Annotated in this window: 15 protein-coding genes; 14 read left to right on the forward strand and 1 reads right to left on the reverse strand. The window is 36.2% G+C overall.

All coding sequences use genetic code 11. The features are described 5' to 3' along the window. Positions 1-12 precede the first annotated feature (12 nt). The 6 genes from K364_RS0104510 to K364_RS0104535 all read left to right on the forward strand — a co-directional run bounded on the left by K364_RS0104510 (position 13) and on the right by K364_RS0104535 (position 7427). On the forward strand, positions 13-1284 hold the full coding sequence (locus K364_RS0104510) for a PocR ligand-binding domain-containing protein (protein ID WP_156946399.1): 1272 nt from the start codon (positions 13-15) through the stop codon (positions 1282-1284). Positions 1285-1302: 18 nt separating this feature from the next. Beyond that, entirely contained in the window at positions 1303-2589 is a 1287-nt protein-coding gene (locus tag K364_RS0104515; protein WP_028307024.1) for a PocR ligand-binding domain-containing protein, read from the forward strand. 177 nt (positions 2590-2766) lie between these two features. Beyond that, positions 2767-3417: a cobalamin B12-binding domain-containing protein gene (locus K364_RS0104520; RefSeq protein ID WP_028307025.1), complete on the forward strand. Its 651-nt coding sequence runs from the start codon at positions 2767-2769 to the stop codon at positions 3415-3417. Between the two features lie 22 nt (positions 3418-3439). After that, on the forward strand, positions 3440-4825 hold the full coding sequence (locus tag K364_RS0104525) for a methanol--corrinoid methyltransferase (RefSeq protein ID WP_028307026.1): 1386 nt from the start codon (positions 3440-3442) through the stop codon (positions 4823-4825). A 70-nt stretch (positions 4826-4895) separates the two neighbouring features. Then, on the forward strand, positions 4896-5828 hold the full coding sequence (locus K364_RS0104530; RefSeq protein WP_028307027.1) for a GTP-binding protein: 933 nt from the start codon (positions 4896-4898) through the stop codon (positions 5826-5828). Positions 5829-6200: 372 nt separating this feature from the next. Next, positions 6201-7427, forward strand: coding sequence for an NAD/NADP-dependent octopine/nopaline dehydrogenase family protein (locus tag K364_RS0104535; RefSeq protein ID WP_028307028.1), 1227 nt, complete (start codon positions 6201-6203; stop codon positions 7425-7427). Positions 7428-7479: 52 nt separating this feature from the next. On the opposite strand, the gene K364_RS0104540 is transcribed toward K364_RS0104535, so the two are convergent. Further along, a complete protein-coding gene (locus tag K364_RS0104540; protein ID WP_028307029.1) occupies positions 7480-8907 on the reverse strand; it encodes a sigma-54 interaction domain-containing protein in 1428 nt (475 codons plus the stop codon). Positions 8908-9260: 353 nt separating this feature from the next. Between K364_RS0104540 and K364_RS0104545 the strand changes: the two genes are divergently transcribed. The 8 genes from K364_RS0104545 to K364_RS25410 all read left to right on the forward strand — a co-directional run bounded on the left by K364_RS0104545 (position 9261) and on the right by K364_RS25410 (position 15952). Continuing rightward, positions 9261-10727, forward strand: coding sequence for a trimethylamine methyltransferase family protein (locus K364_RS0104545; RefSeq protein WP_028307030.1), 1467 nt, complete (start codon positions 9261-9263; stop codon positions 10725-10727). 28 nt (positions 10728-10755) lie between these two features. Continuing rightward, positions 10756-12348 (forward strand): BCCT family transporter, encoded by a 1593-nt coding sequence (locus tag K364_RS22840; protein ID WP_051533804.1) that lies wholly within the window; start codon positions 10756-10758, stop codon positions 12346-12348. A 23-nt stretch (positions 12349-12371) separates the two neighbouring features. Beyond that, a complete protein-coding gene (locus K364_RS0104555) occupies positions 12372-13370 on the forward strand; it encodes a proline racemase family protein (protein WP_028307031.1) in 999 nt (332 codons plus the stop codon). 293 nt (positions 13371-13663) lie between these two features. Then, positions 13664-13864, forward strand: coding sequence for a hypothetical protein (locus tag K364_RS0104560; protein ID WP_028307032.1), 201 nt, complete (start codon positions 13664-13666; stop codon positions 13862-13864). Between the two features lie 38 nt (positions 13865-13902). Further along, the gene (locus K364_RS0104565) at positions 13903-14430 is read left to right on the forward strand and encodes a sigma-70 family RNA polymerase sigma factor (RefSeq protein WP_028307033.1); all 528 of its coding nucleotides are present in this window, start codon (positions 13903-13905) and stop codon (positions 14428-14430) included. Beyond that, positions 14427-14582: a YvrJ family protein gene (locus K364_RS22845; protein WP_035268012.1), complete on the forward strand. Its 156-nt coding sequence runs from the start codon at positions 14427-14429 to the stop codon at positions 14580-14582. The genes K364_RS0104565 and K364_RS22845 overlap by 4 nt, the downstream gene beginning before the upstream one ends. Before the next feature lie 13 nt (positions 14583-14595). After that, entirely contained in the window at positions 14596-14826 is a 231-nt protein-coding gene (locus tag K364_RS0104575) for a helix-turn-helix domain-containing protein (protein WP_035268014.1), read from the forward strand. 508 nt (positions 14827-15334) lie between these two features. Further along, positions 15335-15952, forward strand: coding sequence for an N-acetylmuramoyl-L-alanine amidase family protein (locus K364_RS25410; protein ID WP_028307035.1), 618 nt, complete (start codon positions 15335-15337; stop codon positions 15950-15952). The last annotated feature ends 144 nt before the right edge of the window (positions 15953-16096 follow it).

Raw genomic sequence — 16096 nt, forward strand, 5'->3', positions numbered from 1 at the left:
GTGGAGGAAAGTATGTTTTCAACGAAGAGTGCCGTTGAGAAGGATATTAATGACTTGATTCAAACCTATAAAATTAGTACCAATGTAGATTGTATGGCTTATAGTATATGTGGTGAATATATAACAAATGAAGGCTATTTTGAACGGAATGATTTTTGTAAAATGATTCAGGAGTATGATAATGAGAAAATATGTATACAGTCTTATATTTATAGTGCCTTACAGGCGGAAAAATTCAGGCAGCCTTCTGTATTTTTTTGTCCATACGGTCTAGTTAATTGGACTGTGCCGATAGTAATAAGTGGTGAATTAAAATTCTTCTTAACTAGTGGTCCGGTATTGATACATGAGGTAGATGAATTATTGATAGACAATATCTTTAAACAAAACCCTTCATATGCAGAGAAAAGTGATGAAATAATAGCCAAGCTTAGAGAAGTAAAAGTCTTAAGTACTATTGAAGTAAAATACCTTTCAGATATACTACTTAGGTTAGCAAAGAGCTTTATGGCTGAAAAAATAGTAATCCAGGAAAACAGGCGTAAAATGGATACCATAAACACTAAGCTATCTGAAATTGTTAACATGATAAACCCAAGCAAAAAAAACTCAAGAACAGAAACCAGGCCGACAAGCTTTTTCTCGTTTGAAATGGAAAAAGATCTTATAACTAATGTCAGGCTGGGAGATAAGAAGGGGTCACGTAAGATTATCAACGAGATTTTGGATTTTGCTTATAAGCACAATAATTTTGAAGTAATCAAGCTAAATGTTGTTAGTCTGATAATAGCTTCGGCACATGCTTCTATAGAAGCAGGGGCTGACCTTGATACGGTATTTGACCTTGAATTTGTATACATGAAAAAAGTACTAGAGATAACCAATTTTGATAAATTACGCATCACCTTAATAGAGTGTGTGGATGGATTGATAGAATGTGCGTTTTCTACTGCTAACATTGAAAATAAGGATATAATCTTTAAAGTTATCAACTATATTCGAGAAAACTATCGTAGTGTAAGTCTTAAGGAGGTTTCTTCAAAATTTCATCTTAACCCTACTTATTTAAGCAGATTATTTAAAGAAGAAACGGGAATATCCTATATAGATTATGTTAATAGAGTTAAAATCGAAGCAAGCAAATCTTTTTTAAAGGACGACAGGTCAATTGAAGATGTGGCTAATTTAGTAGGATTCACAAATCAAAGCTACTTTGCCAAAATATTTAAACAAAAAGAAGGTATTACCCCGACGGAATGGAAAAAAGCTTGCGTTGTAATTTAGTATAGGCGGTGTTTGTCAATGTCAGATAGGGAGCAGGAAGAGTTAACAGTGAGAACAGAACTCAATCAACTAGTCATGGATTATAGTTATTCGACAAAAATAAACTGTAAGGCTTTTAATGAGGACGGTACTATGATAGTATCCAGCAATTTTCCCAAAATGCAATTGCAGTTTTGTCAGTTTATTTATGAGGCAGTTGGCAGCAGTCGTTGCCATAAGTCATACATTTATGGAGCAAAGCAATCGGAAAAATATGGGGATGCATATATCTACTACTGCCCCTTTGGGTTGGTAAATTGGACAGTACCAATTATAAGGCGTAGGGATGCTAATTTATACTTGATAGGTGGTCCTATCCTGATTCACCAAGTTGATACAATGCTGCTGGAACAAATACATCAAGTATCGCCTCCATTAAAACAAAGGGAAGAAGAAATTGAACTGTTGTTAAATGATATTAGGTTTATAGAACCCAGAAGGGTGAGATATTTAGCGGACCTATTGCTAAGGATCTCAAAGAGTCTAATGGATACAGACTTTTTGAGAATAAATGATATAAGGGAAGATAACATTTTCAAATCTCAGTTGGTAGATAACATATGCACTTTAAAAAAATTCTCAAAGGTTGAATTGCAAGATACCACATCGTATCTAAAAAGCAAGGAAGCGGACGTTATTTCCAAGCTAAAAGCCGGAAATATTTTAGGGGCAAAAGAAGTGCTTAACCATATACTTGGATATATCTTTTATGAGAGCTTGGATAATATGGACATTATAAAGTGGAAGGCAAGTCAGTTGGTAATCATTTTAGCCCAAATTTTTAGTGAGCTAGGAGCTGAAATGAAAAACATATCTAATATAAAACTTAAGTATCTTGACAAGATTTTAAAGGCAAATAATATAAACGAATTATCAATGCATATGCTGTCTATATTTGATCATTATAGCGATGCTATTATACCTGTTATAAATATTAAAAATAAAGAAGTAATCTTAATAGCAATTAATTATATGAAAAACAATTTTCATAACAATATCAGCCTTCACGAGGTGGCAGTAAAGGTCGGCATGCATCCCGTAAATTTCAGCAAGCTGTTCAAAAAAGAAACAGGAAGATCTTTTCCTGACTATTTAAATATAATACGGATTGAAGCGAGCAAGGATCTGCTAAAGAAGAATCTGCCGTTGGTCGATGTTGCAGTACTGGTGGGATATAATGATCAAAGTTATTTTTCTAAGATATTTAAAAAATTTCAGGGGTTAACTCCAAAAGAATGGCAAAAAAATAAAGGTATTACTTATTAATAAAATTATCAAATTAATAAAATTATTAAATTAATAAAATTATCAAAAAATTATTAATATAACTAATTTTTTACAAGAAAGATTACCCTATTCTTCCTAAAATAGCATTAAAGAACCACTATTGACAACTAACGGGGGGGATTAAATGGGTAGCAGATACAAAGGAGGGATTTAAAGATGAGGTGCCAACATCTTAAAAGTATGGAAAAAGCTATTGAAAATGGAAATGTCTTAGAAGTTAGAAACCTTATTAAGGTAGCCCTGGATAAAGGTTGTAGACCGGAGGTTATATTACAGGATGGACTGCTTAAGAGTATAGATAATGTATCTGAAAAGTTTAAGAATAAACAAATATTTGTTCCGGATCTTTTGCTGGCTACCAGAGCAGGAAATGCCGGTATCAGTTATCTATCCTCCGAGCTTCCATTAAAAGCCCAGGAGTCTTTTGGAAGAATTATAATTGGCACAATACGTGGGGATTTGCATGACATTGGCAAGAATATGGTTAAAATATTCTTTGAGATTGCGGGTTTTGAGGTTATTGATTTAGGTACTGATGTTCCAGTAGAGGGCTTTATTGATGCGGCGAAAAAATATGATCCACAAATAATTGGGTTATCGGCGGCCTTAACAACCACTATGTACGGAATGAAAGATGTTATTAGAGCATTGGAACAAGATAGAATTAGAGATAAGCATTATGTTATGGTTGGGGGGGTACCAATCACCAGCAGCTTTGCTCGGGGTATTGGTGCGGATATTTTCGATCCGGACGGCACGTCAGCAGTTATAAAAGCAAAAGGAATATTAAAATGTGCAAATTTTTAAAAACAAATAATGGGGGATAATCATGGCAAAGTATAATTTTAATGGTTTAGCATATGAGAGCATTGATAATTTTGTATTTGGGCATGCTCCTAAAAAAATTGAATTTGCAAATGGAATGGTAATAGGTGGAGGGACAGTATATCCGGAAGTGAACTTTACGTTGCCACCCATGCAGGTAAATAAAAACACAATACAAAAAGCATTTAAGGAATATAAGACAATGATCCAAGACACATGTCAAAGGGCCGTAGAATTACAAGTGCCGGGACTGGTTGTGGAAATTGAATTAGTGCCTGATATGACTTTCAATCCTGAATGGGGTATTGAGGTTACAAAAATAATAAAGGATGTTATGAATGAATATGCAGTTAAATCTGGATTAAAAAGCTTGCTGAGAATGACACCCGTTGATATTAGAGAAGGGAATGACCTGGAGCATATGTGGTATGGTAAGCAGTGGGATACATTAATGCATTGTTTCCGGGGCTGTGCCGAATCCGGAGCTGATCTTCTTTCAATTGAATCTGTTGGAGGAAAAAATCTCCATGATGATGCTGTTATGTACTGTGATATGCCTAAAAATATTTTTTCATTAGGAGTTGTTGCAGCAAAAGACATGCAGAAGTTATGGAAAAACATAGTTGAAATAGCTAACCAGGCAAATATCGTTCCTGCTGGTGATACTGCTTGCGCATTCTCCAATACTTCCATGGTCCTTGGTGTAAGGGGTATGATACCTACCGTATATGCTGCGGTGGACAGAGTAATGACTGCTGTTAGGTCAATGGTAGCTCACGAAGAGGGTGCTATTGGTCCCGATAAAGACTGCGCCTATGAAGGCCCATATATAAAGATAATTACCGGTACTCCTATATCCATGGAAGGAAAGTCCTCTGCAGTAGCTCATAATACTTTTTGTGGTAACATTGCAGCTGCAGTTGCTGATTTGTGGAGCAATGAATCAGTTGAAAATAAGAGGCTATTAGGGGGAAATACTGCTGCTATTTGCACAGAAATGTTAGCCTATGATTGTAGGTTAATGAATACAGCTACAAGTGCCGGACAAAATATTATGCTAAGAGATTTATTTGTTGAGTCCGACAGCAAACTGGATGCTCACGCTTATATTATGAGGCCGGACGTGGTATATAATATTGCTAAAGAAATAGTAAAAGGCAAATCTCATTTCGAAAGAACAAAAATTGCGGGGCTTAAATCAGTAGAAGAATTAAAAAAAGCTGAGAAAGCTGGGAAATTAATACTAAATCAACGTGAGATGACCTATTTGGATATGATTGAAAGCCAGCTTACTAGTATTACTGATAATGAAGAAAAGTTTTTAGACAACATGCTAAAGAGTAATACCACGACTACGTTTGACCCTAAAAAATATGATTTGGTTGTTTAAGCTATAGATAATCAACCCCTATCCACTTGGAAGAGGACAGGGGTTATTATTTTATGAAAGGATGAGACATATGAAAATTGACTTTATATTAGGATTTCTAGGAGCCGGTAAAACTACTCTTATTCGAAAGTTTCTAAATGAAAAAGTATTTCCAGAAAAAGTTGTAATTATAGAAAACGAATTCGGAGAAGTTGGTATAGACAAATCATTTTTAAGCGATCAGCCAATTGAAATAAAGGAGATTACGTCAGGTTGTATTTGTTGTAGTTTAAAAAGAGACTTTGAAACGTCTTTGAAGGAAGTTGTACAAAAATTTAATCCCGATAGGCTGATAATTGAACCTTCCGGTGTAGCTGCAACTGACGTTGTAAAAACCGCAGAGAATTTTGCTGAAGAGGTTGGTAATGCCAGGGTAAACATGAGAATTTTGGTGATAGATAGTGAGAAGTATGAATTTATATTATCATATTTTGGAGATTTTTTCATAAATCAGCTTAGGAATGCAAAGACAATTATATTAAGTAGAAGCCAAAAAGTTAATTCGGAGAAAGTGTATAAAGTTAAGTTGTCTATCAAGTCCATAAATGCTGATGTTCCAATTATAACTTCTCCCTGGGATAATATTCCTGCAAAGGATATAGTGATGTTAGCTGAACGACCTGTATTGAACCTAACCTCTCAAGTTCTTGATAGTGACTTCCAAGTAAAATACAATAACATAAATAATAAAGCTTTTGAAAATTGGGGTATCAAAACACCAAAGCTTTATTCTATAACAGAATTAGAGAAAAAATTGGAGAAATTAGCTGATAAGCAAGAATTTGGCTTTATTGTTAGAGGAAAAGGCATAGTGCCTATTAGTTCACATAAATGGGTACAGTTTGATTATACCCTTGGAGAAATAGATATTCGTGAGTCTAAATCAGTGTCCGACATAGGCATGGTTTCTATAATAGGGACAAACCTTAAAAAGTTGGCTCTCATGGAAAATTTTTTAGCTTGAGCAGGTTGATCAAGCTTTGTTTTTCTTCATTTCCTGAAGGATTTCGGAATTAATGTTCATAGCCTCACCTCTTCGTAAACTATCATATAGATATTATATCCAATTTCTATGGCAAAAAATCTTGCGCGCAAAGGATTTTATAAAAGATTCCCGTTCATAAAAGAAATGAAGATTGTTTTTAAATTGTGTTAATAGGCTCTTTTATTTTGGCGAAATTCTTAAAAGCTATGTTTACCAATGAATTTAAGAGCAAATTTAAAAAATACATTCTTTTTGATAAAATACAGCAACATTGGCAAAGGTCTTGCAATATCCATTAAGCAAATAGGTTTAAACCTTAAAACAAGAAATTTTTCAGGAGGAATCTAAAAGATGAGCAAAATGGAGTATTTAAAAGACAAGCCAATTGCTGTGTTAGGTGCTGGTGCTGTAGGAAAGGCCATGGCTGCTGATTGTGCCCTGGGTGGTGCAAAGGTAAGAATTTGTGATCTAGAGCCTTTCGCTAAACAAACATTATTTGGAGTAAAAGAAAGAGGCATAAAGTTTTATGGCGATCAACTAAATCTTTATGGTTTTGAAAGATCTGGCATGGCTGCATTTGATAGAGTTACAACTGATGTTGCAGAAGCAGTTGAAGGTGCAGGAATTATTATTGTCACTACCCCAGCCATTGGGCATAAACCATTTTTCCAACAGCTTATACCAGCTTTAGAAGATGGAATGGTCATTCATATTTATCCTGACAACTATGGTTCTCTTGTTTTAAGGAAAATGATGCGAGAAGCTGGCTGCACCAAGAAAGTAATTATAGGAGGCTGGTCAAGCTCAACCTATGGCAGCAGGGTAGATATAAAAGGTGGAGTGGTACTGCCAAGTGTTCGCGCTTATTATCGTGCAATTACCCTTAGAGGTGCAGCATTACCATCAACCGATCAGGCAGATTTTCTTGAGAGTACAAAGTACATGCCTTCAATGGACGCAGTAACTCATGGAGATGGTCCAGTTGGTGGGGACACAGTAATGGATATAGGATTTAGCAATGTAAACCCAGTATTACATTGCCCTGGTACTATTTTAGGTGTTGGCGTAATGGAAAACTTTGGTGTGATATTTGGAGAAGACAAATACAAGTACTCAATTTATTCCCATGCATACTGTCCCTCAATCTCCCAGGTACAATATTCCTTTTACCAGGAGCAGTGTAAGCTTGCAAAGGCCATGGGAGTCGGAATTCAGGAATTTGAAAAGAAGCAGTTTTTCTCAAGAGAAAATATACTAGGCTGCGAATACATGGGAATGGATTATGAAATTCCCTTTGACCAGCAGGATCCAATTCAGTTTGGAACAGGCCCATTTACCATGGACAATAGATACATAACAGAAGATGTTCCTGTTGGCTGCCACGTATATCATGAATTGGGTAAGCGCTTTGGAATAAGAACCCCAGTTATCGATTCTATGATAAATTTGGCATCAGCTATTTTGGAGAGAGATTTTTATGAAGAGGGATATACTTTGGATTACCTGGGATTAGGCCATATGACCAATGAAGAAATGTTACAGTATCTTCATGAAGGAATTTACACAGATAAAAAATAATTATAACCCCTGGCATCTAATATGAATTGCCAGGGGTTTTTGTATTCTTTTATTATTCGCTTAAATCTATGTTTAGACGTTTCAAGCGGTATTGCAAATGCTGACGTGACATGCCTAAATTTCTAGCAGTTTGTGTGATGTTTTTATTGTTTTTGGCTAATTCTTCGATTATTATGTTTCTCTCTATATTTAAAAGGGTGGTTTTTAAATCTTCACCAGCAGATACTTCATAGGAAGGGCTATTGGGAATAAATTTTTGTCTAAAATGTGTTTGTAGATGGTGTAATTCTAAAGTAGTCTCATCACTATCAGCCATATTCATGGCATGTTCTATGGTGTGATGGAGCTCACGCACATTTCCAGGCCAACTGTATTTTTTAAAAATATTCATTACATCTTCAGAAACTCCCTTGATTTTTTTGCCCATTATCTTATTGGAGTTTTCAATGAAGTGAGCTACTAGAAGTGGAATATCGCTGGGGTGTTCCTTTAGGGCCGGGACTTCTATATTGACAACGGACAACCGATAGTAAATATCTCTCCGCAGCTCCCCCTTTGAGATAGCTGCCATGGGATCCACATTCACAGCACTTATTATCCTCGGATTTACTGAGATATCCCTGCTGCCCCCTACCCTACGCAGCTTTTTACTTTCTAGGACCCTGAGAAGTTTACTTTGCAAAATCATGCTCATGGAATTTATTTCATCTAAGAATAATGTTCCAGAATCGGCTTCTTCAAAGAGTCCTTTTTTGTCCTCTGAACCTGTAAAGGCTCCCTTGACTGTACCAAAAAGGATGCTTTCCAGCAGGGTTTCTGGAATAGCAGCACAATTAACTGCCACAAATGGACCATTGGCCCTGGGACTATAATTATGAATGCTTTGAGCAAATAACTCCTTGCCGGTTCCTGTTTCTCCCTGGATTAGCACAGGAGACAGGTTAATTGCGCATCTTTTTGCAGCTTCAACAGTTTTTTTAATTTGACTGCTGGAGCCTATAATATCTTTAAAGGTATACTGAGTACCATTTCTCGGTCTATAGGATTGGGAAAACAATTCCCTTTGCAGCTTGAGAATAGTCTCAGCTAGTGACCGATAGGCAGTAATGTCCCTATTTACAGAAACTGCTGCAATTATTTTACCTTCAGAATATATGGGATAAGTGTTGGTAATAATGTTAATGGTTTTACCATGGGATGTTACATAGGATGTATCATGATTTTTTACTGGAACTCCTGTATTTAGCACCTTCAACAGTATGCTGCTGTCCTCATCCAGTTTATATGATTCAGATATGTGTTTGCCCATAACACTCGTACCCCTGGACTGTTCAATTTTCTCCAATCCCTTTGAATAAAATATGGTATTCCCTTTTCTATTTACTATATGAATACCATCATCCAGGACATGAAGGGCGTTTTTCAAAAGCTCATTTTCTTGAAATAGGTTAATGGTCTCCTCAGCTAATTTGTTTTTCATAAAAATCCACCGCCACAATAAAAAGATTTTCTGGGCCAACGCAAAAAATCTTGCTATTCCTCTATTCGCTAAAAGATACTAAAAACCTTTTTAAAGTATATTTAAATTTTTCAGAAAAATATCTTGCATGGGGCAATTTTTTTTGCGCATAATTGATGTAATTATTTAGATAAACACCCTGTTAAACATCCATTTTTTAATGAAAAGCAGCGTTTTTTATAGAGCTAGCCAGGTTGGCAAGCATCTTGCAATGTAAAAAATGAGAAAACTTTTTGAGGGGGTAAAGCAAATGTTGTGAATTTATTAAATATATTGCAAACTTAATACAAAAAACATACTAGAGGTGAAGAATTATGTGGGCGAAATGCAGTACAAGCAACATGGTAGATAATCAATCTGTACATTTTAATATCCTTTCAAAAAGCCAGCTTGATAGACTTTTTGCAGCTGTTTTAGAAGTGTTAGAAAGAACCGGGGCGGAAATTCATAATGAAGAAGCTTTAGGACTTCTAAAAAAGGCTGGCTGCTGGGTAGATGGTAAAAGAGTTAGATTTCCCTCCAGACTGGTAGAAAAGGCCATTTCTACGGCACCTTCCAGGGTTGTACTCTCAGACCGCAATGGAAATAGAAGACTTTTTTTAGAGGGCAATAATACTTACTTTGGTCCTGGACCAACCAACCCTCACTTTATAGATTTAGAAACTGGTGAGCGCAGGAAAGTATTAAAGCAAGATGTATGTAATGTAGCCAGATTGGTTGAAGATCTTCCTAACCTGGACTTTTGTATGTCATTAGCCAGCATTTCAGACGTTACTGAATCCCTGGCAGATGTTCATGAGGTACATGCCATGCTTCAAAACACTACCAAACCCTTTGTAACATGGGCGTTTAACAGGAAAAATGTAGAGACGATAGTGTCCCTATGTGAGGAAGTGGCTGGAGGTGCAGAGGCTTTACAAAGGAATCCCTTTATGGTTTTATACGCCGAACCCTGTACCCCACTAAAACATCCTGAGGATTCTCTGGATAAAATGCTGTATATGGCTGAAAAGGGTCTGCCTGTAATGTATACTCCGGGAGTTCAGGGCAATGCCACAGCACCTGCATCATTGGCTGGTGTAATAGTAGTTGCAGCTGCAGATAACCTGGCAGGTCTTGTAATTCACCAGCTTAAAAATGAAGGTGCTCCATATATTGCCGGTGGTGTAACAACTAACATGGACATGAAAACAATGATTCATTGCTATGGCTCGTCACCAGAATTCTGCTTGATGCATGCCGGATATACAGAGTTTGTTCATTATCTTAATCTGCCAATGTTCAGCACGGCAGGCTGCAGTGATTCTAAGGTTTTGGATGAACAGGTAGCCATAGAATATGCCCTTTCCATTTATAGTGCAGCTTTAAGCGGCGCAAATCTGGTGCATGATGTGGGCTTCTTGGAATCAGGAATGTCAGCTTCTCTAGAAGGCCTTGTAATGGCAGATGAGATTATAGGGTATGTAAGGACTATTTTAAAAGGCATAAAAGTTGATGATGAAACCCTGGCATTAGATGTTATTGATAAGGTAGGCCCAGGGGGGCACTTTCTAGGTGAGGATCATACCTTTAATAATTACAAAAATTTCTGGAACCCATCTTTGATAAGCCGTGAACGGTATCAGATGTGGGAAGAAAAAGGAAAAACCACCTTTGGCGAAAGGGTCAACAAAAAAGCAAAGGAGATGTTGGAAAAGCATGAGCCGCAGCGTCTTCCTGATGTTGTGTTAAATAGATTGCATAGCATAGTAGATCAAGCAGAAAAATTTTACCTGAAATAAGATTATTAATATGGGGGAGGAAAACTTTGTGATAAATAGCAAGAACTCCAATGATAAGGGTTATTCCATTCGCTGGGCGGTTTTATTGGTACCGTTAGCAATATTCGGATTTCTTTTCATTATGGGTGTTACAAATGAGCAGCTTTTTGTAAGCGTCATGTGGGGGTTTTTTGAAAGCCTTATGGTTAATGTTGGTTGGCTGGTGAGCTTGGGTTCTCTTTCATTTGTTATTTTTGCAGTAGTCTTAATGATACATCCCCTAGGCAAAATCAAGCTTGGAGGAAAGGATGCAAAGCCTGAGTTCAAAACGTGGCATTGGTGGGCAATGTCCTTATGTGCCGGTATTGCTATTGGGATTGTTTTTTGGCCTCCAGAAGCGTTAATTCACTCTGCATATCCTCCCAGGGGTATGTTCCTGGAGCCAGACTCCCATGAAGCCATAGTCTGGGCAATGAGAACCACCTTTTTACACTGGACATTTACACCTTATGCCATTTACGTGGTAGCAGGAGTTCTAATTGCCTATGCAGCGTATAACCTGAAAAGACCATTGGCTCCAAGTTCAGCACTTTATCCCCTTTTAGGTGAAAGATCAACTGGTTTAACAGCTACTGTGGTTGATGCCATTACATTATTTGCAATTGTAGGAGGTACAGCAGGTTCTCTGGGATATGGTTTAATGCAGTTGGGTGCAGGCTTTGAATTTATGCTCAACATTCCAACAGGTCCAACACTGTGGATAGCCCTTTGTGCAATAATAGTAATTGGTTATACCATCTCAAGTATTACGGGGTTAAATAGGGGTATCAAATGGCTTAGTGATAAGAATGCCTGGTTATTCATAGGTCTTATGGCCTTTGCATTTATATTCGGACCCACAGCTTTTATTCTTAACCTGACAACCCAGTCGGCAGGAGCATACGTCAACAATTTCTTTGAAGCCATGACATTTACAGATCCCTTTCCTAATGGAGATTTGTGGCCCCAATGGTGGGATATGTACTGGTACGTAGACTGGTTATCCTTTGCTCCTATAGTAGGCATGTTCCTGGCACGTTTAGCCTATGGAAGAACCCTTAGAGAATTTTTCATGGTAAACATGGTGCTCCCGGCTTTATTTGGGATAGCGTGGTTTGGCGTGTTTGGCTCTTTAATAATTCACGGTCATTATTATCAAGGAATGGACTATATTGGTATTTACCACGAAAGTGGTATAGAAATACTGATGTTGAGAGTACTGGAGCTGCTGCCTTTAGTAGCAGTAATCAGACCAATACTAATGATTACAATATTCATATCCTTCATCACACTAGCTGATTCCATGACCTCAACAGTTTCAATGCTGAGCATTTCCAGGCCAGATGAACTCACAACTAGTGAGCCTCCTGTAAGCCTGAAGCTGTTCTGGGGTCTCCTAACAGGTGCTACGGCAATAATTTTCCTGGTGGCAGGGGGATTAGAAGGGGTGAAGATTGTAAAGACAATAGCAGGAATACCTATTCTCTTCATTCAAATTGCCATGATGGTGGGCTTTATAGTTTACTATTTCAGGGGTAAGGTTGTAGATAGTCCTGGTGCTTATAATATTACCAACCAGAACACAGTGAATAAAGATATGTAACTAGCATAAAGAGGGGGAAAAGCATGGGACAGCATATTATATCCTATATAGATGCACATGTGGCAGGAGAGCCCATGAGAATCATAACCGGCGGACCAAAATTAAAGGGCAGTACCATCATTGAAAAAACAGAATACATGAAAAAAAATTACGACTTTATTAGAACTGCGGCAATGCTTGAGCCTAGAGGGCATGCAGATATGTATGGTGCCGTTTTAACAGAACCAACGGACCCCAGGGCCGACCTGGGAGTGATATTTATTGATACAGCGCTGTACAACAATATGTGTGGGCATGGCTCAATTGCAATTGGTACAGTAGCAGTTGAAACAGGCATGGTTCAACCACAAGAGCCTGTAACTAATGTGGTCCTGGAAACTGGTGCAGGGCTTGTAACTATCCAGGTAAATGTCAAGGATGGCAGGGCCATGGATGCCACCTTAGAAGGTGTACCCTCATTTCTGTATAAGGCTGATGTATCCGTTAATGTTTTGGGAAAAGAAATAGTCGTGGATATAGTCTACGGAGGTAATTTCTTTGCAATGGTGGATATAAAGCAGCTGGGGCTGACCCATTCCAAAGAGCATTTGCAGGATTATATTACCTATGGTACTGCTATCAGAGATTATGTTAATCAAAATATTGAGATGTGCCACCCCGAGAAACCACACATTAATAAGGTTGATGACATCCTGTTTGTGGGGGATCCTGAATATCCAGGTGACACTTATAAAAGCTTGGTATTTTTAGGAAAGGCTCAAATTGATCGTTCTCCTTGCGGCACGGGAACCTGTGCCCGTATGGGAGCCATGTATAATCGTGGTTTGTTAAATAAAAATGAACTCTTCTATCACGAGAGCATCGTGGGAACCATATTTGAAGGCAGAGTAGGTGATGAGGTATTAACTGGTGAATATCCGTCGATCATTCCCTATGTAAAAAGCCAGGCCTTTATAATAAATATGGGGCATCTGATGATTGATTCCAAGGACCCACTAAAAGAAGGGTTTTCAATCAGATAAAGAATAAATTAAATAAAGAGCTTTAAAGAGCAGCCTTAAACTGATGGCTGCTCTTTTTGGTGCGCCCAGCCTAATACAAGAAAACGAAGTTTTAGACATTAAAAACGAGTAATTTGACATGGTAGAAAGGATTGGTAGTTAATTTGTGTAATTCATATATGCAACTTTGCTTACCATTTGTAGGAAAAAAGACCTAATTTTCAAAACAAATTACTAAAGGTTGTATTTATAATAAATTTTTTCCCTTTTATTTATATCTAATTGTTGTCAAATAAAAAAAGGAGGAAGGTTATATGGACTTAGATAGGTTAGTAGATTTAGAAGAGCTCGTTTATTATAACCAAATTCAACCTATTAAGTCAGATGGTGGCGTACTTATATTTAATTCAAAAGAAATAGAAGAGATTACAAATAAGATCTATAATGAAATTTCTTTAGCTAAAGCATTACTTAAAAAAAATATTCAGTTAATGCTAATGAATTTCCATTTTTAAATCAAAAAGCAAATTATTATTTATTAAAAAATTCTGCTTTGGCCCAAAACAACTTATTTAAAAATTTTATTGGAGTAGATTCCCATTTTCTTGTATTTTCTTTATCTTTATATGGTGACAAAGAGAATCAAAAAAAGTTAAATCAACTATTTCAAGAATTTTATTTTGAATATGCTTTTGTAGGATATCTAAGTAAAGTACTTTTTTATGAAGCAATTAATTTTGACAAAAAAATAAGAATACACAATGAAAAAAATCAATTAATTTTAGACAAAACAATTAATAATTTATCAAAAACTTCATTTTTGGAACAATTAACTAAAAATAATAATGTTGAATATATAATTAATTTTGACTCTTTTATGGATAATTTATCAGAGAAACAATTATTTCTAGCTTTTAAAAAATTAACTAAACATCAACAGCGTATATTATACCTCGCATACGGCCTAAGTTTAAAAGATCTGGAGATTTCAAAGGTTCTTAACGTATCGCAACAGGCGGTTTCCAAAACAAGAAATATTGGATTAAAAAATTTAAGAAGAGCTATGGAGGCGACGAAATGAATGGGATCAATGAATGGTTTAACGCAGTTGGGAATGTTGGTTTTCCAATTGTTATAGCTATATATCTTTTACTAAGATTTGAAAAGAAAATAGATATTTTAAGGCAAAGTATTGATCAACTAGGACAAACTATTCGGAAAAACATACAATAGGCAGGTGATTTTGATGAGTGAGTTGTTTAAAATAGTTAAACAAATACAAGATGGTAATAGTAAGCCTTTAGAGATTATCATTAAAAAATTTGAGCCTAAAGTTAATAGTTTGCTAAAACAAACTGGAGTTAATAATAGAGAGGATCTTCGTCAAGAACTTCTTTTGACAATTATTATTAAGACTAGAAAATATAAATTAGATAAAGTACCTAATTTTGATGAGTTTAGGCGAATGATCCTATAAAATTAGAAAATTATTTAATAACTCAACTTTCTCACAGTAAAAACTAGTTAAAACTTGGTATTATTAAGGTTTTTCAACTAAATCATAGTGATATTGACACAAAAACACCTTTCCACTTGATAAAATAAAATGGAAGTAACCAAACAACAACTAACCAATATTACAACAGAAAGTGTATCTAAAAACATATACAACACAATTTGAAAAGAAAAGGTATCCAGCAGGAAAAGCCATCAGTGAGCCTGTGGAGAGACCCTCTGGTGCTCCCATATTAAACACTTACTTATTAAATTAACGTAGTGGTGGCCCAGTTTATTATTAACACAGCGGTTCCCCGCATAGAAAGATGCATTGTTTTTTGTAATACCCTTCTATAATTTTTTTTTAAGGTTGTTAATTTTAAGCCAAAAAAACCTTTATTAAATAACGAAACAAAGAGAATGGTTAGGGGTAAACTATTACTCTTTGTACCCCTTTCGTAAATAACCAAAAGAAAGGAAAGGTACAAATGGCATATCTTGAAGGAAAGAAAATTTATATTGATCCTGGACATGGAGGAACTTATAACGAAGGTATTGCTCGATGTGGTACCTATCAAGTTGGTGCAACCGGACAATATACAGGACAAATGGAGAAGAATACGGCGTTAGACATTGCGTTTTGGCTTAGAGAATACCTCAAAGGAGCCCTAGCAACTGTATATATGAGTCGTATCAATGATAGTGCAGTATGTCTATGGGAAAGGACACAAGAGGCTAACTCTCTTAATGCAGATATTTTTGTTTCACTTCATCATAATGGTGCAGATGACCCAAATGTTAGCGGGGCTTCTACCCATTGGTATAAATCTGTTGATAAACCACTTGCTGAAGTAGTTTTAAATTCATTACTAGCAAATACTGAATTTAGTCCTTGGGGAACAGGGTTACGTTATAATAATTACCACGTTTTAAGAGAAACTAATATGCCAGCGGTGCTTATCGAGAATGGATTTTTTAGTAATGAGCAAGATGATAGATACGTTTATGGAAATGGTAAAGATTTTGGAAATAGCCCCATTAATTATAATAGAAGAGATATTGCCTATGCTATCTACTGGGGTATATGGAACTATTTTAAGAGATAGAAAATATACTTCTAAATAAAAAAGCAAATAATATGCAAAAGGGCTAATTTTACAGCCCCTTTTGCATATTAATAATTTTTAATGTAACTGTCATTGTACTCAGACTGTGCTGTATAACTTCTCAATGATACCCTTATTGTATTT

Source organism: Desulfitibacter alkalitolerans DSM 16504 (assembly GCF_000620305.1).
Classification (GTDB): domain Bacteria; phylum Bacillota; class DSM-16504; order Desulfitibacterales; family Desulfitibacteraceae; genus Desulfitibacter; species Desulfitibacter alkalitolerans.